Raw genomic sequence first — 22,855 nt, 5'->3', positions numbered from 1 at the left:
TGGCCGCGCTCGCGGCCGGCTGGCGGCCGATTGTCGGTGGGTTGTGGCACGATCTGCCAGGTGAGCAGCAGGACTGACGCGACCCAGCGCCTCGCCGACCTCGCGGTGCTGCGCCGGGTCCGCGACCGGATCGACAGGGAGTACGCGTCTCCGCTGGACGTCGAGGCGCTCGCCCGTGGTGCGCACATGTCGGCCGGGCATCTCAGCCGCGAGTTCCGGGTCGCCTATGGCGAATCCCCCTACAGCTATCTCATGACTCGCCGGATCGAGCGGGCCATGGCCCTGCTGCGTCGCGGCGACCAGAGTGTCACCGATGTCTGTTTCGCCGTCGGATGTTCGTCGCTGGGCACCTTCAGCACCCGCTTCACCGAGCTGGTCGGTGTGCCGCCCAGCGTCTACCGGCGGCAGGCGGCACAGGCGACGGCGGGGATGCCGTCGTGCGTGGCGAAGCAGGTGACCAGACCGGTCAGGAATCGAGAAGCGCGGCCCGCCGAGCCGCAGTTAGCGTGACCGGCATGGACATCACCATTCACTCGAGCTTCCTTCCGCACACCGACCCGGAGGCCTCGCTGGCCTTCTACCGGGACGTTCTCGGCTTCGAGGTCCGCCTCGACGTCGGGTACGAGGGGATGCGCTGGATCACGGTCGGGCCGGCCGGCCAGCCCAGCACGTCCATCGTCCTGCACCCGCCGGCCGCCAACCCGGGCATCACCGACGACGAGCGGCAGACCATCCTCGAGTTGATGGCCAAGGGCAGCTACTTCGGCGTCAACCTCGCCACCACCGACCTCGACGCCACCTTCGCCAAGCTGGAGGCCAGCGACGCCGAGGTGGTCCAGGAGCCGACCGAGCAGCCGTACGGCGTGCGGGACTGTGCCTTCCGCGACCCGGCGGGCAACATGGTCCGCATCCAGGAAGTGCGCTGAGTCATCCGCGCCCGACAGATGGAGACACGATGAGCACGGCCGTCCAGCCGTCCACGCCACACGTCGCCGACAGTCACGACCTGATCCGCGTGCAGGGCGCACGCGTCAACAACCTCAGGGACGTCAGCGTCGAGATCCCGAAGCGGCGGCTGACGGTGTTCACCGGTGTCTCCGGCTCCGGCAAGAGCTCGCTGGTGTTCGGCACCATCGCCGCCGAGTCGCAGCGGATGATCAATGAGACGTACAGCGCGTTCGTGCAGGGCTTCATGCCGACGCTGGCACGCCCCGAGGTCGACCTGCTGGACGGTCTGACGACGGCGATCATCGTGGACCAGGAGCGGATGGGCGCCAACTCCCGGTCCACCGTGGGCACCGCCACCGACGCCAACGCGATGCTGCGCATCCTGTTCAGCCGGCTCGGGCAGCCGCACATCGGCTCGCCCAACGCGTACTCCTTCAACGTCCCCTCGGTGAAGGCCACCGGCGCGATCACCGTCGAGCGGGGTGCCGGCAAGACGAAGACCGAGAAGGCGACCTTCACCCGACTCGGTGGCATGTGCCCCCGGTGTGAGGGCATGGGCGCGGTCACCGACATCGACCTGACCGCGCTCTACGACGACAAGCTCTCGCTCAACGAGGGTGCGATCACGATCCCCGGTTACAGCATGGAGGGCTGGTACGGCCGGATCTTCCGGGGCTGCGGTTACTTCGACCCGGACAAGCCGATCGGCAAGTTCACCAAGCGGGAGCAGCACGACCTGCTGCACCGGGAGCCCACCAAGATCAAGATCGACGGCATCAACCTGACGTACGCGGGCCTCATCCCGTCGATCCAGAAGTCCTTCCTCTCCAAGGACATCGACGCGTTGCAACCGCACATCCGCGCCTTCGTGGAGCGGGCGGTGACGTTCACGACCTGCCCCGAGTGCGCCGGCACCCGGCTCAGCCAGGAGGCCCGGTCGTCGAAGATCAAGGGTAAGAACATCGCCGACGCGTGCGCGATGCAGATCAGCGACCTCGCCGCCTGGGTGCGCGGCATCGACGAGCCGTCGGTGGCCCCGCTGCTGGCCGGGCTGCAACACCTTCTCGACTCGTTCGAGGAGATCGGGCTGGGCTACCTCTCGCTGGACCGGCCGTCGGGCACCCTCTCCGGCGGTGAGGCGCAGCGCACCAAGATGATCCGCCACCTCGGCTCGTCGCTCACCGACGTCACCTACGTCTTCGACGAGCCGACGATCGGGCTGCACCCGCACGACATCCAGCGGATGAACGAGCTGCTGCTCCAACTGCGCGACAAGGGCAACACCGTGCTCGTCGTGGAGCACAAGCCGGAGGCCATCGCCATCGCCGACCACGTCGTCGACCTCGGGCCCGGCGCCGGCACCGACGGCGGCACCGTCTGCTACGAGGGCAGCCTGGAGGGCCTACGCGCCAGCGGCACCATCACCGGCCGCCACCTCGACGACCGGGCGGCCCTCAAGGAGAAGGTCCGCACGCCCACCGGCAAGCTGGAGATCCGTGGCGCGACCGCCAACAACCTCCGGAACGTCGACGTCGACGTACCCCTCGGAGTGCTCGTCGTGGTGACCGGGGTCGCCGGCTCCGGCAAGAGTTCCCTGGTGCACGGGTCCATCCCTCCCGGTGCGGGTGTGGTGTCGATCGACCAGGGCGCGATCCGTGGCTCGCGGCGGAGCAACCCGGCCACGTACACCGGGCTGCTGGACCCGATCCGCAAGGCGTTCGCGAAGGCCAACGGTGTGAAGCCGGCGCTGTTCAGCGCCAACTCCGAGGGCGCCTGCCCGAGCTGCAACGGCGCCGGCGTGATCTACACGGACCTGGGGATGATGGCCGGCGTCGCCGCACCCTGCGAGGACTGCGAGGGCAAGCGGTTCCAGGCGTCGGTGCTGGAGTACCGCCTCGGCGGTCGCGACATCAGCGAGGTGCTCGCGATGTCGGTGACGGAGGCGGAGAAGTTCTTCGGCGCCGGTGACGCCCGTACGCCGGCCGCGCACGCCATCCTCAACCGGCTCGCCGACGTCGGGCTCGGCTACCTCAGCCTGGGTCAACCGCTCACCACCCTGTCCGGCGGCGAGCGGCAACGCCTCAAGCTGGCCACCCACATGGCCGAGAAAGGCGGCGTCTACGTCCTCGACGAGCCGACCACCGGCCTGCACCTGGCCGACGTGGAGCAACTGCTGGGCCTCCTCGACCGCCTGGTCGACTCGGGGAAGTCGGTGATCGTCATCGAGCACCACCAGGCGGTCATGGCGCACGCCGACTGGATCATCGACCTCGGCCCCGGTGCCGGCCACGACGGTGGCCAGATCGTCTTCGAGGGCACCCCCGCCGACCTCGTCGCCAACCGCTCCACCCTCACCGGCGAACACCTGGCGGCGTACGTCGGCGGCTGACGATCCGGTGCGGGCCCGTCTGCCTCTCCGGCTTTGCGGCTGACGGTCTCCGGTTCAGGCGACAGGCGGTCGGGTCTTCTCTGCCGTCCTGCTCGCGAGGGCTGCGCAGACGACGGCAATCAGCCCGAGGGCGACAGTGGCCGGGGTGACGTACCCGGGCACCGACGAGGTGACGTACGACCCGCCGCCGGTGAGGTGGCACTCGAAGTGCATCGGAAAAAGGCTGACGCCGTACCCGTCGACCATGCTCGCCACCTGCGGCCCGACCTCCCGGCAGGGTTCGATCGGGGAGGCGCCGGTTCCGCCGTCCTCCGCGCGCATCACCGCGTAGCCGAGGTTGAGCAGGCCCCAGGCGTACACGGCGACGGCCCCCGCGCCGACGAGGAGCGCTGCGGCCCACAGTCGCCCCGACTGCCTCCGGAACACCGCTCTGAGCCCACGGACGGCGAGGATCGTCGCCGCGACGGCTCCGGCCAGTGCGGCGAGGATCAGTCCGAGAAACAGCATGACGACATCTTGATCATGCCGGGTCACGGATGCAAGAACCCGGGAACCAAGGCCCCTTCACGAGGGCGGCCGCCATGGCCGGACGCGGCCGGACATACGAGTAAGGCCCCTGACCGGGGTTTCCCTGGTCAAAGGCCTTTGGTGCTGGTGGAGCTTTCTTAGCAAGTGTGCCCCCGGCAGGATTCGAACCTGCGCCCCCGCCTCCGGAGGGCGGTGCTCTATCCCCTGAGCTACGGGGGCTCAGCGACTGGAGAAGACTAGCAAACCTCCCCTCCGTACGCCGAATCGGTATCGGGTGAGCCGATCGTGTCGACGACCGGCCCGCCCCAGCGGTCAGGCCGCTACCGCCCGGCGGTCAGGCCGCTACCGCCCGGCGGTCAGGCCGCTACCGCCCGGCCGCAGCTGGGCAGCGGGTGCAGGACGATCCGACGTGGGAGCCGGCGCGGCCACTCGTTGCGCGGCCAGGAACCGTCCACGATCAGGTGTACGGTGCGCTGCTCCTCGCCGCTGAGCCGCAGCACGAAGTCGCGGGGGAGCGGCGGGTCCACCGTCGGCGTGGTGATCATGAAGCGCACCCGACCACGGGACGAGACCGCCGAGATCACGTCTGCGGCCGGCATCGTGCCGCGCAGCCGGACCCGGCCGATCCAGTAGACCTCCGCGAGGTGCTCCTGGGCGGCCCGGGTGATCGCCGGGTACTCGCTGCGGACCCAGCGCTCCACCGCACTGACGCAGAGCCCGCAGGCGCGCTCGCGTGGCTCGCGCGGACCCAACCCCCAGGCCCGCAGGTACGCCCCGACGGCGCCGGGCTCCAGCGGCAGGTCGAAGCGCCGCTGGATGAGCGTGGTGAGGCTCTGCCTCGTCCACAGCTCCTCGTCCAGCCCGAACTCGTCCGGGTGGACGCCCCGCAGCGCGTCGATCAGTTCGAGTTCCTGTTCGCGGCTGAGCATTCCCGGCTCGCCCTGCCGCTGTCCGCGACGGACGGCTGCCACCGCCCCGTCACCACCGATGGTGTGGCGTCGGCACCAACTGGTCACCGAACGCCGTGCGTCTCTGAGTGCAACCCCCACGTCTTGGGCAACGAGCCCGAATCGCAACTGGTCACGATATGTGTGGAGAAAACTCTCTAAGCAGCGTAATCGCCTGGACCGCTCGAATCGACCAAGGCGGACATAAGCGGACAACTACCCTCAAGTGCCCCTCGGGGGTGATCGATCAAGCCAGGAGCGCCGTGCCCCGCTCTTGATCCACTCCATGTCGGCGATGTCGGGGTACCAACACCGCAGGACACCCCCAGTTCGCCGATCTGGAGTGGATCAAGGCCGCACAGGCCCTGTCGGACCGCGCAGACCTGCTGCCAGACCCCGCCCGGCCTGCCGGACCCCGCGCGACTCGCCTCGGCGCAGGCTCGTGGCGGATCGGCGATGTGGCGGTGTCCGGATGTCCGGAACACCGCCACATCGGCGACCTTGTGTAGATCTTGTGGATCTTGCGGACCTCGACGAGATCGGCCTCGGGATGACGCAGACCGGTGCTGCCTCGGCCGGTCGGATCAGCCCTTGGCTGCCTGCGCCTGGAGCTGCCGGAGGTTGTTCAGTTCGGTCTGCTGGGTGGCCTTCATGGTCTTCGCCACCCGCAGCACCTCGTCGTTGTCCGTCACGTCGAGCGCAGCGTCGATCATGTGGATGCCGCCCAGGTGGTGGGCGTACATCAGGGTCAGGAACTGCCTGTCGACCTCGATGCCCTGGGCGTCCCGCAGGGAGGTCATCTGCGCCGGGGTGGCCATGCCCGGCATCAGGCCGTCCTTGAGGGTGGCCCCGTCGGACATCCACGACATCGGCGGCTGCGAGCCGGTCGGGCTCAGGCCCCACTCGCGGAGCCAGGTCTGCATGGCACCGATCTCGCCCTGCTGCCCGGTGGCGATGTCGACGGCGATCTGCCGCACCTCGGGGAGGGTGGCCGACCGGTACGCGATGAGGCTCATCTCCACCGCCTGCGCGTGGTGGGTCGTCATGTCCCGGGCGAAGCCCGCCTCGACCGACGCGTCACCGGGTCGGGTGAGCCGGGGGGTGAGCAGGCCGCCCGCATACCCGAGGAGCAGCCCCACCACCACCATGATGGCGAGCGCCGACACGCCGTAGCGCGCCGCCGGGGCCCGACCGCCCTCGTCCGGGACGGTCGGGGTGTCGTCGTACTCGCTGTCGGTGGTGGTGGGGGCGGTCATCGGGGTCCTTACTGGGTGGGCTGCTGCTGGAGCTCACGCGGCGTGGTGCCGGTGGCGGTGATGCCGGTGTTGCAGAGCGCCGTCGGGCCCTCGACCGAGGCGTTGACCCGCAGGTCCTTGATGAACTCGTCGATCCGCGAGTCGTCGGCGTTGTCGACCTTGAGCTGGTAGCCCCACGCCTGCAGCGAGATCGGCTTGTCCAGGCCCTCGTACGGGCTCATGAAGGTCTTCTCGACGCCGCGCACCTTGCCGGCGAGCTTGTCGACCTGGTCCTGGGGCAGGTCCGGCCGGTACGTGATCCAGACGGCGCCGTGCTCCAGGCTGTGCACCGCGTGCTCGTTGGCGATCGGGGCGTCGTAGACGTCGCCCATGCAGTTCTGCCAGGCGGCGTTGTGCACCCCACCCACCGGCGGCGAGTACTTCCAGGTCAGCGGGCCCGACTTGTGCGACTCGTACTTGAGGCTGTCGGGGTCGGACTTGCGGATGTTGGCGATGCCGTCGATGGCGTTGGCCCGCTTGTCCCACGGCTTGGAGCCCTGGAAGGACGCCCAGGCGCCGTACCCGATGATGCCGGCCGCCAGCACGCCGACCGCGACGAAGAGCGCGATCGGGCCCCAGGCGCGGCCCTGGGTCACCTTGACCGGGGTGACCGGCTTGCGCGGGCCCTTGCCGCCGGATCGGGGGGAGCCCGCCGGCTTGCCCGTCGGCTTGCCGGAACCGGCCTTGGCGCCGGACGCAGGCCGGCCCGCTGCCGGCTTCTTGCCGGTGCTGACCACGGTCGGGCGGCGCTCCGGGCCACCCGGGGTGCTGATGCTCATCGTGCCTCGTCAAGTCGGTCGGTCAGGGGAGTGGCGGGCCGGATGACGCGCAGGGGAGCCGCCGAGTGCCCGAGTCTACCCCCGATAACATGGTTGGGTGACTCCTGCAGAACTAGCCTCGGTCGTCCTTGCCGCCGCACACGCCGTCTTCGACCAGCGCGGGCTCGACCGCGCCGCGTTGCCGGAGCGCACTGTGGTGGAGCGACCGCGCAACCCCGAGCACGGCGACTACGCCTCGACGCTCGCGCTGCAGTTGAGCAAGAAGGTGGGCGTTCCGCCCCGGGAGTTGGCGACGGCCCTGGCCGACGAGCTGGGCCGGGCAGCGGGTGTCAAATCGGTGGAAATCGCCGGGCCGGGCTTCCTGAACATCCGGCTCGACGCCGCTGCCGCCGGTCAGCTCGCCCGGGTGATCGTCGAGGCCGGCGCGGAGTACGGTCGCAGCGACCGCCTGGCCGGCGAGAAGATCAACCTGGAGTTCGTCTCGGCCAACCCGACCGGCCCGGTGCACATCGGCGGGGTCCGCTGGGCGGCCGTCGGCGACGCGCTGAGCCGGCTGCTGCGGGCCACCGGGGCCGACGTCGGCACGGAGTACTACTTCAACGACGCCGGTTCGCAGATCGACCGGTTCGCCCGGTCGCTGCTGGCCGCCGCGAAGGGTGAGGCCGCGCCGGAGGACGGCTACGGCGGGGCGTACATCGCCGAGATCGCCACCGAGGTGCAGGCCCGGCGGCCGGAGGTGCGGTCGCTGGACGACGACGCCGCCCAGGAGGTCTTCCGGGTCGAGGGTGTCGCGCTGATGTTCGACGAGATCCGCTCCTCGCTGCGCGACTTCGGGGTGGAGTTCGACACCTACTTCAACGAGAAGGACCTGCACGACCGGGGCGAACTCGACCTGGCGTTGAACCGGCTGCGCGCGCAGGGGCACCTCTACGAGTCCGAGGGCGCGACCTGGCTGCGCACCACCGACTTCGGCGACGACAAGGACCGGGTGCTGCGCAAGTCCAACGGCGAGTGGACGTACTTCGCCGCGGACTGCGCCTACTACCTGGACAAGCGGGAGCGCGGCTTCGAGCGGGTCGTGATCATGCTGGGCGCCGACCACCACGGCTACATCGGCCGGATGAAGGCCATGGCGGCGTGCTTCGGCGACGACCCGGAGCGCAACCTGGAGATCCTCATCGGGCAGCTGGTCAACCTGCTGCACGACGGCGCCCCGATGCGGATGAGCAAGCGGGCCGGCACCGTGATCACCCTGGAGGACCTGGTCGACGCGATCGGCGTGGACGCCTCCCGGTACGCGCTGGCCCGCTACTCCAGCGACTCCCCGATCGACATCGACATCGAGCTGTGGACGCGGGCGACCCGCGACAATCCGGTCTACTACGTGCAGTACGTCGCCGCCCGGACGGCGGGCGTGGCCCGCAACGCCGCCGAGGTGGGGCTGGTCCCGGGCGACGCCGACGCGTTCCGCCCCGACCTGCTCGACCACGAGAAGGAGAACGAGCTGCTCAAGGCGCTCGCCGAGTTCCCGGCGGTGGTGGCGACCGCGGCCGAGCTGCGCGAGCCGCACCGGGTGGCCCGCTACCTGGAGGAGAGCGTCGCCGCCTCCTACCACCGGTTCTACGACAACTGCCGGGTGCTGCCGTTGGGCGACGAGGAGGTCACCGACCTGCACCGTGCCCGGCTCTGGTTGAACAACGCCACCCGCACGGTGATCGCCAACGGCCTGCACCTGCTCGGCGTCTCCGCCCCGGAGAGGATGTAACACGATGCGCGCTCACGAGGCCGGTGCGCTGCACGCGGACATCAACAACCGGGGGCCGGCCTGGCTGCGTACCCCGGAGGACGTGAACGCCCTGCTGCCGACGCTGTGGCCGCGCAGCGTGACGCGCGGCGCGGACGGCGCGCTCGCCGTCGCGGGCCTGAGCGTCCGCGACATCGCGGCCGAGTTCGGCACCCCGGTGTACGTCCTCGACGAGGCCGACCTGCGGTCGCGCTGCCGCGACTTCCGGGCGGCCTTCCCGACCGAGGACGTGTTCTACGCGGGCAAGGCGTTCCTCTGCCGGGCGGTGGTCCGGATGATCGCCGAGGAGGGCCTGCACCTGGACGTCTGCACCGGAGGTGAGCTGGCCACCGCGCTGTCGGCCGGGATGCCACCGGAGCGGATCGGCTTCCACGGCAACAACAAGTCGGTAGCCGAGCTGGGCCGGGCGTTGGACGCCGGGGTGGGCCGGATCATCGTCGACTCGTTCACCGAGATCGACAGGCTCACCGCGTTGGCCCGCGAGCGCGGGGTGCGGCCCCGGGTGTTGGTCCGGGTCACCGTGGGCGTCGAGGCGCACACCCACGAGTTCATCGCCACCGCCCACGAGGACCAGAAGTTCGGCTTCTCCCTCGCGGGCGGTGCCGCCGCCAACGCCGCGTTCAAGATCCTCGATGAGGGCGTGTTGGAGCTGCGCGGTCTGCACTCGCACATCGGCTCGCAGATCTTCGACGCCAGCGGCTTCGAGGTCTCGGCCCGCCGGGTGCTCGCCCTGCAGGCGCAGATCCGCGACGCACGCGGGGTGGAGCTGCCCGAGCTGGACCTGGGCGGCGGCTTCGGCATCGCGTACACCACCCAGGACGACCCGGCCACCCCGCAGGACCTGGCCAAGCGACTACGCAAGATCGTCGATTCGGAGTGCGCGGCGGAGAACCTGGCCGTGCCGCACCTGTCGATCGAGCCGGGCCGGGCCATCGTCGGGCCGGCCGTGTTCACCCTCTACGAGGTCGGCACGGTCAAGACCCTCGACGGCATCCGGACGTACGTCAGCGTCGACGGCGGGATGAGCGACAACATCCGGACGGCCCTCTACGACGCGTCCTACTCGGCGACGCTGGCCTCGCGGGCCTCGGGCGCGCAGCCGTTGCTCGCCCGCGTGGTGGGAAAGCACTGTGAGTCCGGGGACATCGTGGTGAAGGATGAATTCCTGCCCGCCGACGTGCAGCCCGGAGATCTTGTCGCGGTGCCCGGCACCGGTGCGTACTGCCGCAGCATGGCCAGCAACTACAACCATGTGCCGCGGCCACCGGTGATCGCGGTACGCGACGGCCAGGCGCGCCTGATCGTCCGGCGGGAAACCGAAGAGGACCTGCTCGCATTGGATGTTGGATGACGTCACCTGTGCGCTTGGCGCTGCTCGGCTGCGGCACGGTCGGCCAGGAGGTGGTCCGCCTGCTGCACGAGCAGTCGGCCGACCTGGCCGCCCGGATCGGCGCTCCGCTGGAGATCGCCGGCATCGCCGTACGACGGCTCGGCCGGGACCGGGGTGACCTGCCGGTCGACGAGAGCCTGTTCACCACCGACGCGCTCGGCCTGATCAAGCGCGACGACGTGGACGTGGTGGTCGAGGTGGTCGGCGGCATCGAGCTGGCCCGAGGCTGGCTGGTCGAGGCGCTGCGCGCCGGCAAGAGCGTGGTCACCGCCAACAAGGCGCTGCTCGCCGAGGACGGCGTGGCCCTGCACGAGGCGGCGGCCGAGGGCGGCGGCGACCTCTACTACGAGGCGTCGGTGGCCGGGGCCATCCCGCTGCTGCGCCCGCTGCGCGAGTCGCTGCACGGTGACCGGATCAACCGGGTCACCGGCATCGTCAACGGCACCACCAACTTCATCCTCTCCGCGATGGACGCGACCGGCGCCGGCTTCGCCGAGGCGCTGGAGGAGGCGACCGCACTGGGGTACGCGGAGGCCGACCCGACCGCCGACGTCGAGGGCTTCGACGCGGCGGCGAAGGCGGCCATCCTGGCCTCGCTGGCGTTCCACACCCGGGTCGGCGCGGCGGACGTGCACCGGGAGGGCATCACCGAGGTGACCGCCGCGGACATGGCCAGCGCCCAGGCGATGGGCTGCACGATCAAGCTGCTCTGCATCGCGGCCCGGGGCGTCGACACCTTTGGCCGGGAGACCGTCAGCGTGCGGGTGCACCCGGCGATGATTCCGCGCAGCCACCCGCTGGCCAGCGTGGGTGACGCGTTCAACGCGGTCTTCGTGGAGGCGGACGCCGCCGGGCAACTGATGTTCTACGGCCGGGGCGCCGGGGGCGCACCGACCGCCAGCGCGGTGCTCGGTGACGTGGTCGCGGTGTCCCGCAACCGCCTCGCCGGGGTGCGCGCGGCCAGCGAGAGTGCGTACGCGGACCTGTCGGTGCGGCCGATGGGTGAGGCGCTGACCCGCTACCACGTCAGCCTCGACGTGGCCGACCGCCCCGGTGTGCTGGCCTCGGTGGCGGGCGTGTTCGCCCGGCACGACGTGTCGATCGCGACCGTGCGGCAGGGCTCGGCGGGCGGGCCGGCGAGCCGCGACGGCGACGCCGAGCTGGTCATCGTCACCCACGTGGCACCGGACGCCGCGCTCGCCGCGACGGTGGGCGAGCTGCGCGGCCTGGACATCGTCCGGTCGGTGACGAGCGTGCTGAGGGTCGAGGGCGGCGCCTGAGTCGTTGGACCGTCGACGGGACGGGCTCGGGCGTCCCGCCAGGTGGGTAAGCCGGGGTGTGCCATCGACAGCCGCGCAAGGCTGGTCCAAGGTGGCCCCGACGAGGTCGGCGCGGTGGCAGAGGCGAGGAGAACGACATGTGGCGGGGTCTGATCGAGGCGTACCGGGATCGGCTGCCGGTCACCGCGGCCACGCCGGTCGTCACGCTGCACGAGGGGAACACCCCGCTGTTGCCCGCGCCGGTGCTGTCCGCCCGGCTCGGCTGCGACGTGCACCTGAAGGTGGAGGGCGCCAACCCGACCGGCTCGTTCAAGGACCGCGGCATGACCGTGGCGGTGTCCAAGGCGGTCGAGGCGGGCAACAAGGCGATCATCTGCGCCTCCACCGGCAACACCAGCGCCTCCGCCGCGGCGTACGCGGCGCGGGCCGGGCTGACCTGTGCGGTGCTGGTGCCGCAGGGCAAGATCGCACTGGGCAAGCTCGCCCAGGCGCTGGTGCACGGCGCGAAGCTCCTGCAGGTGAGCGGCAACTTCGACGACTGCCTGTCACTCGCCGCGAAGCTGGCCCAGGATCACCCGGTCGCGTTGGTCAACTCGGTGAACATCGACCGGCTGCACGGCCAGAAGACCGCCGCGTTCGAGATCGTCGAGGCGCTCGGTGACGCGCCCGACATCCACTGCCTGCCGGTCGGCAACGCCGGCAACATCTCCGCCTACTGGATGGGTTACGCGGAGGAGCGGGACGCCGGCACCACCACCCGGACGCCGAAGATGTACGGCTTCCAGGCCGCCGGTGCGGCTCCGATCGTGACCGGCAAGGTGGTGCCGGAGCCGTCGACGATCGCCACGGCGATCCGGATCGGCAACCCGGCGAGCTGGACCAAGGCGTTGGACGCCCGGGACACCTCCGGTGGGTTGATCGCCGCGGTGACCGACCGGGAGATCCTGTCGGCGTACCGGCTGCTCGCCCGGGAGGTCGGGGTCTTCGTCGAGTTGGGCAGCGCGGCCAGCGTGGCCGGTCTGCTCCAGCAGGCCGCCGCGGGCGCGGTGCCGCCCGGTTCGACCGTCGTCTGCACGGTGACCGGTCACGGTTTGAAGGACCCGGAGTGGGCGATCTCCACCGCGCCGGCCCCGTTGACCATCGCGAACGACCCGATGGCGGCGGCCCGGGCACTCGACCTGGCCTGAGCGCACCACCACCGAGGGTGGGCCGCCTCCGGGGGCGGCGGGGGTTCCGGTGATCGAGTCCGGCACACTTTCACGTATCCCCGCCCGCATTCTCGTTCAGGAGTGAGCCAGGCCGATGTCGCTGCTCGCCAGATTCAGCCTCGCCAACCGAGGGCTGATCGCCCTCATCGCGGTGGTGACCACGGTGTTCGGAGCGTTCGCCGTACCGTCGCTGAAGCAGCAACTGCTGCCGTCGCTCGAGTTCCCGGCCGCGTTCATCGTGGCCGCCTACCCCGGTGCCGGTCCCGAGATCGTCGAGTCGCAGGTGACCGAGCCGATCGAGAACGCCCTGCAGGGCATCCCGGGGCTCGACAAGGTCACCTCCACGTCCCGCGAGGGCTCGGCCACCGTCCAGGTGACGTACGAGTTCGGCACCGACCTGGACGACGTGGTCAACAAGATGCAGACCGCGCTGAGCCGGATCGACGCCCAGTTGCCGGAGAGCGTCGACCCGCAGGTCATCGCGGGTAGCACCGACGACCTCCCGGCGGTGGTGCTGGCCGCCGCCGGCACGGCCGACGAGCGGGCGCTCGCCGAGAAGCTGAGCGCGACGGTGGTGCCCGAGTTGGAGGGCATCGAGGGGGTGCGCACGGTCGAGGTGACCGGCACCCGTGACGACGTCGTGGTGGTCACCCCGGACCCGGCGAAGCTCGCCGCGGCCCAGATCCAGCCGACGGCGATCGGCGCGGCGTTGAAGACCAACGGCGTGGCGGTGCCGGCCGGCGCGGTGACCAACGGGGCGCTGGCCCTCCCGGTCCAGGTCGGCTCGCCGATCGGCACCATCGAGGACCTGCGCGGCATCGTGGTCGCCCCGGGTGCGGCACCCGTCCGCCTCGGCGACGTGGCGACCGTCGAGCAGCAGCTCGCGCCGGCCACCGCGATCACCCGTACCAACGGCAAGGACAGCCTCGGCATCGCGGTCACCGCCGCGCCGGACGGCAACGCGGTGCAGATCTCGCACGAGATCCGCGACCGGCTCGCCGACCTGAAGGACGCGTCCGGCGCGGAGTTGACCGTCGTCTTCGACCAGGCGCCGTTCGTCGAGAAGTCGATCGAGTCGTTGACCACCGAGGGCCTGCTGGGCCTGGTGATGGCGGTCATCGTCATCCTGGTCTTCCTGCTGTCGGTGCGCTCGACGGTGGTCACCGCCGTCTCCATCCCGCTCTCCGTGCTGGTGGCGCTGATCGCCCTGTGGATCGGTGACTACTCGCTCAACCTGCTCACCCTCGGCGCGCTGACGATCGCGGTGGGCCGGGTGGTGGACGACTCGATCGTGGTGTTGGAGAACATCAAACGCCACCTGGAGTACGGCGAGGAGAAGCGGCACGCCATCATCACCGGCGTCCGCGAGGTGGCCGGCGCGGTGACCGCGTCCACCCTCACCACGGTGGCGGTGTTCGCGCCGATCGCGTTGGTCGGCGGGTTCGTGGGCCAGCTCTTCGCGCCGTTCGCGATCACCGTGACGGTGGCCCTGCTCGCGTCGCTGCTGGTGTCGCTGACCGTGATCCCGGTGCTCGCGTACTGGTTCCTCAAGCCGCGCGGCGGCACCGCGGACGACGAGGCGGTACGCCGCGACGCGGAGGAGAAGGAGCTGCGCAGCCCGTTGCAGCGGGCGTACCTGCCGGTGATCGGGTTCGCCACCCGCAAGCGGTCCACCCGCTGGATCACCGTCGGGCTCGGCCTGCTGGTGCTCTTCGGCACCTTCGGTCTGGCGCAGAAGCTGGAGACCAACTTCCTGGACGACTCCGGCCAGGACACCCTGAACATGAGTCAGGAACTGCCGGCAGGTAGCGGCCTGGCGGCCACCGACGCGGCGGCCAAGCAGGTCGAGGCGGTGCTGTCGCGGACCAAGGGTGTCGAGACGTACCAGCTGACGGCGGGCGCCGGGGACAACCCGTGGGCGGGTGGCGGCGGCAACAACGTCGCGAACTGGTCGTTGGCGCTCGACGGCGACATCGACGCCAAGCAGATGCGCGAGGTGCTGCGCAAGGAGTTCGACAAGCTCGGCACCGGCGTGGGTGAGATCAGCTTCGGTGGTGGGCAGGAGGCGTCGACCAGCCAGCTCGAGGTCATCGTCCAGGCCAGCGACCCGGAGGTGCTGACCCGGGCCGCCGAGGAGGCACGGGCGGCGATGGCCGGTGTGCCGGACGTCGAGGACGTCTCCACCAGCCTGGCCGAGCGGGTGCCGCGGGTCGACGTGACCGTCGACCGGGTCGCCGCCGGTCGGGTCGGCCTCACCGAGGCCGCCGTCGGGCAGGTGGTGTCGCAGGCGTTCCGGGGCGCGCCGCTGGGGCAGGTCGCGCTCGACGGCCGGCAGCAGAACGTGGTGCTGCGGCTGGGAGCGAAGCCGCCGATGACGGTGGAGGAGCTGCGGGCGCTGCCGGTGGGTCCGGTCAAGCTGGACGACATCGCGGACGTCACCCAGGGCGAGGGTCCACAGCAGGTCACCCGCATCGACGGTGAGCGCAGCGTGTCGGTCACCGGTGCGGCGACCGGCTCGAACCTCGGCGCCACCAGCCAGGAGTTGCAGAAGCGCCTGGACGGCATCGACGTGCCCGGCGCCAGCTTCACCATCGGCGGTGTCAGCGCCGATCAGGCGGACGCCTTCGCCGACCTGGGCCTTGCGGTCCTGGCCGCGATCGCGATCGTCTTCCTGATCATGGTGGCGACGTTCCGTAGCCTCACCCAGTCGCTGATCCTGCTGATCTCCATTCCGTTCGCCTCGACCGGCGCGATCGGGTTGCTGCTGATCACCGGCACGCCGCTCGGCGTACCGGCGTTGATCGGTGTGCTGATGCTGGTCGGCATCGTGGTCACCAACGCGATCGTGCTGCTCGACCTGATCAACCAGTACCGCGCGCAGGGCATGGGGGTCCGGGAGGCGGTGGTCGAGGGAGGCCGACGCCGGCTGCGTCCGATCCTGATGACCGCGGTGGCGACCATCTTCGCGTTGCTGCCGATGGCGTTCGGGTTGACCGGTGAGGGCGGCTTCATCTCGCAACCGCTCGCGGTCGTGGTGATCGGCGGTCTGCTCAGCTCGACGTTGCTCACGCTGATCCTGGTGCCGACGCTGTACTCGATGGTGGAGCACACCAAGGAGTCGCTGCGGGGCCGGCGTGATCGGCGGCGTTCCGGCGCGCCGGAGGTGGACGTGGCGAAGGCCGACGAGGCCGACACCCCGAACCAGGTCGCCGTGCCGAGCGGTGCGTCGACCCCGGCCGCGACCGAGGGTACGAAGCCGGCGCCGCGTCCCGCCCCGTCGGGCGCGTTGGTGGAGGGCACGGACCAGTTCGAGGTGCTGCGGCTGCCCCGTAGCCGTACCTCTCCGCTGCCTCCGTCGGAGCCGACCGAGTAGGTTCCACCGCATTGCGGAACGCCCCCGGCAGGGATCTGCCGGGGGCGTTTCCGACTGGACCGGCCGAGACACTCCGATCCGACCGCCCATGCACGCGGCGTCACGTCTTGCATACTCCACGTGGAGATGGGGAGGGTGGAGGTCGTCTGGTCCGGGCCGACCCGACAGCGACTGGTGGCCCTCACTTCGACGACGGCACAGCACCACAGTGGACGTCGATGGTGCTCGCGGCGTCCCGGCTGGACTACCGACTGGTGCTCTCGACGCTGCAGATGGTGGAGCGTGAGTTCCCCGACGATCCGGTCGGCCACGCCCGGCGCACCGTCGCCGATGTCAGACCGGGAACGATCGTGCTCGGTCATGATGTCGGCGCGGCCCGGAGACTGGTCGCGCTGCGCGGCCTGCCCGACATGATCGGCGGGCTGCGCGCCCGTGGCTACACCTCCGTCACCGTCTCCGCGCTGCTGGGAGCAGGCGTGCCGGACACCCCGACCAGGTAGGGTGCCGCTCCGTGACGTCCACCCTCTCGGTTCTGACCGGCAACAGGAGCTTCCGTAACCTCTTCCTCGCCGAGTTGGTGGTCTTCGGCGCCGACTGGTTCGTCATGGTGCCGCTGCTGGTCCTGCTGCCGCACCTGACCGGCAGTGGAGTCTGGGGTGCGCTGGTGCTGGCTGTGGACACCGGCATCGTGGCGCTCCTGCTGCCGTACACCGGCACGATCGCCGACCGCTTCGACCGGCGAAAGATCATGATCGCCGCGAACGTGGCGGCGCTCGCGGGCGTACTGCTGCTGCTCGGAGTACGGGGCGCGGGCACCGCCTGGTTGGCGCTCGTCGCGATCGGCGTGGTGGCGGTCGCCAAGGCGTTCTACTCGCCGGCCGCGCAGGCCGCGCTGCCCAACGTGCTGGAGCCGCACGAGTTGGCCGCCGGTAACGCCGTGGCCGGCTCCGCCTGGGGCACCATGACAGTCGTCGGTGCCTCCCTCGGCGGGGTCCTGAGCACCGTCGCCGGCCCGTACGCCTGCTTCTGGGTGGCGGCGGTGGGCCTCGTGCTGGCCGCGGGCCTCGCCACCCGGATCCGCCGCCCCCTCCAGGCGCCGCGCGACGCCGACCGACCCGCCCAGCGGACCTGGGCGGCGGTCCGTGAGGCGCTGCGCTACATCGGGCACCGGCCCCGGGTGCTCGCGCTGGTCACGGTGAAGTCGGCGGTCGGCCTGGGCAACGGCGTGCTGACCGTGTTCCCGTTGCTGGCCGGCGTGTACGGCGTCGGCCCGCTCGGCGCCGGTCTGCTCTTCGCGGTGCGGGGAGCCGGGGCGTTGGTGGGCCCGATCCTGATGCGTCGGGTGCTGACCAACCGAGCCTGGTTGCTGCCCGGGCTCGCGCTGTCCATGTCGTTGTACGGCCTGTCCTACCTGGGCACATCGGTGGTCAGGTGGTTCCCGCTGGTGCTGCTGCTGGTGTTCGTGGCGCACTTCGCGGGCGGCAGCAACTGGGTGATCTCCAACTTCGCCCTTCAGGGCGAGGTTCCGGACCACCTGCGTGGACGCGTCTTCGCCACCGACATGATGCTCGCGACGCTGGCGATCTCGGTGAGCCAACTGGCTGTGGCCCTGGTGGTCGACGTGGTGGACGAACGTGTCGTGCTCGCCGGCTGCGGGCTGATCACCGTCGTCTACGCCGTCGGCTGGCGCATCGCCACCCGTCGGCTCTCGCTCACCGAACCGGCCACCGAACCGGTCGCGGGCACCGCCGGCTGAACCCCGGCATGCCCCGTCCACGGGGCGGCTCAACCGGCGCCGGACGAGGTGTGCGCACACAGGCGGCGGGTCCCAGGCTGCGGACGCGGGACCGGATCGTCGGTGCCGGGCCCTAGCATGAGCGCGTGCCGACGAACTTCACCGCCGGGCCGGTTCGGGTCCGGGTTCCCGCGACCAGCGCCAACCTGGGCCCCGGCTTCGACGCGTTGGGTCTCGCCCTCGGGCTCTACGACGATCTGGCCGCCGAGGTCGCGTCCGCCGGGGTCCGGGTGACGGTGACCGGGCAGGGCGCCGGCGAGTTGCCCGACGATGATCGGCACCTGGTGGTCCACGCCATGCGTGTCGCGTTCGACGTGCTCGGCGGCCAACCCACGGGGCTGAGCGTGGAGTGCGTCAACCGGATCCCCCAGGCGCGAGGGCTCGGGTCCTCGTCCGCCGCGATCGTCGCCGGGGTGTTGCTGGCCCGCGCCCTGGTCACCGACGGGGACGACCGGCTGGACGACGCCGGCGTGCTCCGGCTGGCCGCCGAGATCGAGGGCCATCCCGACAACGTCGCGCCCTGCCTGCTCGGGGGCTTCACCGTGGCCTGGTCCGAGCCGACCGGCGCCCGGGCGGTTTCGCTGCCGGTCGCCGACGGGGTGCGGCCGGTCGTCTTCGTGCCCGCGGAACGCGGATTGACCGCCACCGCGCGGGCCGCGTTGCCGGTCTCCGTCCCGCACGGCGACGCCGCGTTGACCGCCGGGCGGGCGGCGCTGCTGGTGCACGCGCTGACCGCTGACCCGACCCTGCTGCTGCCGGCGACCGTCGACCGGCTCCACCAGGATTACCGCGCAGCCGGCATGCCCGCCACGTCTTCCCTGGTCAGCGCGTTGCGAGCGGCCGGTGTGGCAGCTGTGGTCAGTGGGGCCGGGCCCACTGTGCTGGCGCTCAGCGAGCCTCCGGCGAGCTTTCCGGCGGGAACAGACTGGCAGATCTGGCAGTTACCGATAGACGTCAGCGGCGCTCGGGTTGCTCGGGGTAGACTGGGACACGCCGAGCGGGACCCTGTTGCCGCAGGTCGGAAGAGTTGATTACGCTCTAGACCTAGCACAGCCGCGAAGCACGCGATCTCCTGCGGGGCGGCGCACCCCCGAAGCTCTCGGCGGTCAGCCCGTCAACCCCTGCCAAGGCCCACGCCGCGCCGCAGTTTCCACAGGTCGCCGCAGACGGCGAGACCTGCTCACCGACGTTGGTGAGTCGGGATACCACCGGCTGCTGTGTCACAGACTCCCGCGACGCGTCCATGCGAGGCGGGTGCACCGAGGCCGCCCGGCCACCTGAGTTCCGACTCCGGGCAGTCCCGGCCTTATCGAGGGAAGGAATCCATTGAGCGACACCACCGACGTGACGTCGGATGTTTCCAACGTCGCTGGCGATGCCACCGCCGCCGCTCCCGCCCGTCGTCGGCGTAGCGGCACCGGTCTGTCGGCGATGCTGCTGCCAGAGCTGCAGAGCCTGGCTGCGTCGCTCGGCATCTCCGGCACGGCTCGCATGCGCAAGGGCGAGCTGATCGCCGCGATCTCCGAGCGGCAGGGCGGCAACGCCGCCGGGACCCCTCGACCACGGGCCGAGGTCGCGGCCGCGGCCGCTCCCACCCGTGAGGGTGTGCGCGCCGAGGTGCGGGAGACCGCCGACCGGCCGGCAGCCGAAGGGCGTGGCGCCGAGCAGGCGTCGGCCGAGCCGGCCGCCGAGACCGAGGGCCGTGGTCGCACCCGGCGGAGCCGGGTCGCAGCGACCGAGTCGCGTCCCGCCGAGTCTCGGGCGGCCGAGTCGCGTCCGACTGAGTCCCGCGCGGCCGAGTCGCGTACCGATGAGGCGGAGGCCGGCGAGCGGACCGACCGTGGTGAGACCCGCCGCGAGCGGGCCGAGCGTCCGGAGCGGGCCGAGCGGGGCGACCGTGCGGAGCGGGGCGACCGGGGCGAGCGCAACGAGCGGGGCGAGCGCAACGAGCGGGGTGAGCGTGCCGACCGCGGTGAGCGGGGCGAGCGCAACGACCGGGGCGAGCGTGCCGAGCGGGGCGAGCGTGCCGAGCGGGGCGAGCGCAACGACCGCTCGGACCGTAACGACCGTTCGGAGCGCAACGACCGCAACGACCGCAACGACCGGGGTCAGCAGCGGGCGGAGCGCGACAGCGACGACGACGACGGTGAGGGCGGTGGTCGGCGCGGCCGGCGCAGCCGTTTCCGGGACCGTCGCCGTGGGCGCGGCGACCGCGCCGAGACCGGTGGCGACACCGGTGGGCGTGAGCCGCAGGTCGGCGAGGACGACGTGCTCGTCCCGGTGGCCGGCATCATCGACGTGCTCGACAACTACGCCTTCGTGCGGACGACCGGTTACCTGGCCGGCCCGAACGACGTGTACGTCTCGATGTCCCAGATCAAGAAGTACGGCCTGCGCCGCGGTGACGCGATCACCGGTGCGGTGCGGGCGGCCCGCGAGGGCGGCAACAGCGGCGACCAGCGGCGGGACAAGTACAACCCGCTGATGCGGCTGGACACGATCAACGGGATGGAGCCGGAGGAGGCCCGGCGTCGGCCGGAGTTCTACAAGCTCACCCCGCTCTACCCGCAGGAGCGCCTGCGCCTGGAGACCGAGCCGCACATCCTCACCACCCGGGTCATCGACCTGGTCATGCCGATCGGCAAGGGCCAGCGGGCACTCATCCAGTCGCCGCCCAAGGCGGGTAAGACGATGGTGCTGCAGGCGATCGCCAACGCGATCACCCGCAACAACCCGGAGTGCCACCTGATGGTGGTGCTGGTGGACGAGCGGCCCGAAGAGGTCACCGACATGCAGCGGTCGATCAAGGGCGAGGTCATCGCGGCCACGTTCGACCGTCCGCCGCAGGACCACACCACGGTGGCCGAGCTGGCCATCGAGCGGGCCAAGCGCCTGGTCGAGCTCGGCCACGACGTGGTCGTGCTGCTCGACTCGGTGACGCGGCTCGGCCGGTCGTACAACCTGGCGGCTCCGGCCAGCGGCCGGATCATGTCGGGTGGTATCGACTCCACCGCCCTCTACCCGCCGAAGCGCTTCCTCGGCGCGGCCCGCAACATCGAGAACGGCGGGTCGTTGACCATCATCGCCACGGCGCTGGTGGAGACCGGTTCCATGGCCGACACGGTCATCTTCGAGGAGTTCAAGGGCACCGGTAACGCGGAGTTGAAGCTGGACCGGAAGATCGCCGACAAGCGGACCTTCCCGGCCATCGACATCAACCCGTCCGGTACGCGTAAGGAAGAGGTCCTGCTCGCACCCGAAGAGCTGGCCATCATCCACAAGCTCCGGAAGGTCCTGCACTCGCTGGACTCGCAGGCGGCCATGGACCTGCTGCTGGACCGGCTCAAGCAGTCCCGTACCAACATCGAGTTCCTGATGCAGATCGCGAAGTCGACGCCGGGGGAGTAACGGTCCCCGGGTGATCGACGACGAAAGGGCACGGCCGTCATGGCCGTGCCCTTTCGTCATGTGTCTTCGTGTGGATCGGCCCCGGGGAGCCTGACCCCACCAGGCCTCCCGCGCATCCTTTGCTCTGCTTATGCGGAGGCACCAGTGTGGACCGTGGGGGTGGTGCGTCCGCATAAGCAGAGCAAAGGCGGGTGGCAGGGTGGCCAGCCTCGGCGGCATCGAGGGCCTCGGCCTCGGCGGCGTCAGCCTGGGCGGCGGCCTCGGGGGCCGCGGCGCGGCGGCCGCGTGCCGAGGCCGTGCCGTCTCAGAAGTCGCCGTCGGCCACCTGGAAGACGGTGAGGCCGAGGGCCCGCCACATCTGGACCACCTGCACGCGGTCGTCGAAGACGCCGGCCACCCGGTAGCGGTCCCGGATCTCCCGGTCGTAGATCTCCCGCTTGACGATCGAGTCCTTGCGATTGTCGCCGACGGCCCGCATGTGCAGGCCGAGGTGGGGGACCCGGACGTGCCGGGCCAGCCACGCCTCGGTGGCCGAGCGGGCCGAGGCGTCCCGCCCCGAGCAGAAGACCACCCCGTACCCGGCGGCGTGCATCGCCCGGACCGCCGCGATCACCGCCGTGTTCGGCTGGTCCTCGCCGACCCGGGTCATGTCGTACGGGCTGCGGGACACGGCCAGCGCGACGGTGCCGTCGATGTCCACCAGGACGATCTCCGGTGGTTCGGCCGTCGGTGGGTGCACGGCGGCGGGGCGTCCGGTGCGGGCCTGCGGCACCGGCAACGGCAGCGACTTCCCCTCCAGGTAGCGCTCGTGCAGACGGCGGATCGCCTCCGCGCCGACCTGGTCGGCTGCCGGACGCGCCGCGTCCCGGCGCAGGCACTCGGTCAGCGGCACGTCGGTGAAGTCGTGCACCTCGAAATCCGCGCCGTGGCGGGCGGCCAGATCAGCCCAGCTCCGCAGCGTCCGCGCGCGCAGGTTGGTGTCGTCCACGCAGACGTCCGCGCGGGCCCGCAGCAGCGCCTCGACCTGCACCCGCTGGACGACCGTCACCTGGGCCTCGGCCCACTGGGTGAAGAGCCGCTCGCCGTGCAGCATTCGGCGCAGGTCGTCCCGGTTGACCCGGACGACGGACGGCTGGAGGGTGCGGGCGAACGTCGTCTTACCCGAGGCGGGCAGCCCTCGGGTGGCGATCAGGCGGGTCATCGGCGGACCTTCGGCTCGGCGTGCGTACCCCGGGCGGGGTACCCGGCGGTGGTCCGCCGGGTGCGCGAATGCCCCGTCGGGCGGCGGGAATGCGGATGGGGAGGCACGTGTTGACGATGCCGGACGAGGTGTGCGGCCCGATTACCGGGTCGGTTCAGGCCCATGGCACACTGGTCAATCGGCCACCGGTTCCGGTTCACGCCCGAGCCCGTCGCGTACGGCGCGACGAGCGATGACGGCGACCCGGCGACCACCAACGAGAGGACCGAGGCGAGATGAAGGCAAACATCCACCCGGAGTACACGACCACCGAGGTCAGCTGCTCCTGTGGCAACACGTTCACGACCCGCAGCACCGCCAAGGGCGGGGCGATCCACGTCGAGACCTGCAGCGCCTGCCACCCGTTCTACACCGGTAAGCAGCGCGTTCTCGACACCGCCGGCCGGGTCGCGAAGTTCCAGCAGAAGTACGCCAAGGTTCAGGCCAAGAAGGCCAAGTAACTCCTCGTTC

At 71.0% G+C, this 22,855-nt stretch carries 18 protein-coding genes and 1 tRNA gene; 13 read left to right on the top strand and 6 right to left on the bottom strand.

The genetic code is table 11. The features are described 5' to 3' along the window. Positions 1–60: 60 nt before the first annotated feature. The 3 genes from O7616_RS30905 to O7616_RS30895 are packed head-to-tail and all read left to right on the top strand — an operon-like array spanning position 61 to position 3,337. Positions 61–510 carry a helix-turn-helix transcriptional regulator gene (locus O7616_RS30905; RefSeq protein WP_282305108.1) on the top strand — a complete coding sequence of 150 codons (450 nt, stop codon included), beginning with the start codon at positions 61–63 and terminating at the stop codon, positions 508–510. 5 nt (positions 511–515) lie between these two features. Then, positions 516–926 carry a VOC family protein gene (locus tag O7616_RS30900; RefSeq protein ID WP_282256894.1) on the top strand — a complete coding sequence of 137 codons (411 nt, stop codon included), beginning with the start codon at positions 516–518 and terminating at the stop codon, positions 924–926. A gap of 29 nt (positions 927–955) precedes the next feature. After that, positions 956–3,337 (top strand): excinuclease ABC subunit UvrA, encoded by a 2,382-nt coding sequence (locus O7616_RS30895; RefSeq protein ID WP_282305106.1) that lies wholly within the window; start codon positions 956–958, stop codon positions 3,335–3,337. 54 nt (positions 3,338–3,391) lie between these two features. Here O7616_RS30895 and O7616_RS30890 read toward each other — a convergent pair whose 3' ends face one another. From O7616_RS30890 to O7616_RS30870, 5 genes are all read right to left on the bottom strand, one after another. Then, positions 3,392–3,844, bottom strand: coding sequence for a hypothetical protein (locus O7616_RS30890; RefSeq protein WP_282305105.1), 453 nt, complete (start codon positions 3,842–3,844; stop codon positions 3,392–3,394). A 168-nt stretch (positions 3,845–4,012) separates the two neighbouring features. Further along, positions 4,013–4,084: transfer RNA gene (locus O7616_RS30885), tRNA-Arg, on the bottom strand. Positions 4,085–4,221: 137 nt separating this feature from the next. Next, complete coding sequence (locus O7616_RS30880) at positions 4,222–4,914, bottom strand: winged helix-turn-helix domain-containing protein (RefSeq protein ID WP_282256897.1); 693 nt, start codon at positions 4,912–4,914, stop codon at positions 4,222–4,224. A gap of 482 nt (positions 4,915–5,396) precedes the next feature. Beyond that, positions 5,397–6,068 (bottom strand): DUF305 domain-containing protein, encoded by a 672-nt coding sequence (locus O7616_RS30875; RefSeq protein ID WP_282305104.1) that lies wholly within the window; start codon positions 6,066–6,068, stop codon positions 5,397–5,399. An 8-nt stretch (positions 6,069–6,076) separates the two neighbouring features. Continuing rightward, complete coding sequence (locus tag O7616_RS30870) at positions 6,077–6,886, bottom strand: DUF3105 domain-containing protein (protein WP_282305103.1); 810 nt, start codon at positions 6,884–6,886, stop codon at positions 6,077–6,079. Positions 6,887–6,983: 97 nt separating this feature from the next. On the opposite strand from O7616_RS30870, the gene argS reads away from it, so the two are divergent. The 9 genes from argS to rho all read left to right on the top strand — a co-directional run bounded on the left by argS (position 6,984) and on the right by rho (position 21,144). Next, positions 6,984–8,651, top strand: coding sequence for an arginine--tRNA ligase (gene argS / locus O7616_RS30865; protein ID WP_282305102.1), 1,668 nt, complete (start codon positions 6,984–6,986; stop codon positions 8,649–8,651). Positions 8,652–8,655: 4 nt separating this feature from the next. Beyond that, entirely contained in the window at positions 8,656–10,041 is a 1,386-nt protein-coding gene (lysA, locus tag O7616_RS30860) for a diaminopimelate decarboxylase (protein WP_282256901.1), read from the top strand. 8 nt (positions 10,042–10,049) lie between these two features. Then, the gene (locus O7616_RS30855; RefSeq protein WP_282307788.1) at positions 10,050–11,360 is read left to right on the top strand and encodes a homoserine dehydrogenase; all 1,311 of its coding nucleotides are present in this window, start codon (positions 10,050–10,052) and stop codon (positions 11,358–11,360) included. Between the two features lie 137 nt (positions 11,361–11,497). Next, entirely contained in the window at positions 11,498–12,547 is a 1,050-nt protein-coding gene (thrC, locus tag O7616_RS30850) for a threonine synthase (RefSeq protein WP_282305100.1), read from the top strand. Positions 12,548–12,662: 115 nt separating this feature from the next. Then, on the top strand, positions 12,663–15,941 hold the full coding sequence (locus tag O7616_RS30845) for an efflux RND transporter permease subunit (RefSeq protein WP_282305099.1): 3,279 nt from the start codon (positions 12,663–12,665) through the stop codon (positions 15,939–15,941). 218 nt (positions 15,942–16,159) lie between these two features. Next, entirely contained in the window at positions 16,160–16,441 is a 282-nt protein-coding gene (locus O7616_RS30840; protein ID WP_282305098.1) for a hypothetical protein, read from the top strand. A gap of 11 nt (positions 16,442–16,452) precedes the next feature. Next, the gene (locus tag O7616_RS30835; protein ID WP_282256905.1) at positions 16,453–17,697 is read left to right on the top strand and encodes an MFS transporter; all 1,245 of its coding nucleotides are present in this window, start codon (positions 16,453–16,455) and stop codon (positions 17,695–17,697) included. Positions 17,698–17,822: 125 nt separating this feature from the next. Beyond that, a complete protein-coding gene (thrB, locus tag O7616_RS30830) occupies positions 17,823–18,767 on the top strand; it encodes a homoserine kinase (protein WP_282256906.1) in 945 nt (314 codons plus the stop codon). Positions 18,768–19,062: 295 nt separating this feature from the next. Then, positions 19,063–21,144 carry a transcription termination factor Rho gene (gene rho, locus O7616_RS30825; protein WP_282305097.1) on the top strand — a complete coding sequence of 694 codons (2,082 nt, stop codon included), beginning with the start codon at positions 19,063–19,065 and terminating at the stop codon, positions 21,142–21,144. 304 nt (positions 21,145–21,448) lie between these two features. Here rho and O7616_RS30820 read toward each other — a convergent pair whose 3' ends face one another. Continuing rightward, complete coding sequence (locus O7616_RS30820) at positions 21,449–22,345, bottom strand: AAA family ATPase (RefSeq protein ID WP_282305096.1); 897 nt, start codon at positions 22,343–22,345, stop codon at positions 21,449–21,451. Between the two features lie 275 nt (positions 22,346–22,620). Between O7616_RS30820 and rpmE the strand changes: the two genes are divergently transcribed. Then, a complete protein-coding gene (gene rpmE / locus O7616_RS30815) occupies positions 22,621–22,845 on the top strand; it encodes a 50S ribosomal protein L31 (RefSeq protein WP_088987870.1) in 225 nt (74 codons plus the stop codon). The last annotated feature ends 10 nt before the right edge of the window (positions 22,846–22,855 follow it).

It is taken from the genome of Micromonospora sp. WMMD964 (assembly GCF_029581455.1).
GTDB lineage: Bacteria > Actinomycetota > Actinomycetes > Mycobacteriales > Micromonosporaceae > Micromonospora.
Note: the sequence above shows the minus strand (reverse complement) of the source record. Positions and strands in the feature narration are given on the sequence as shown.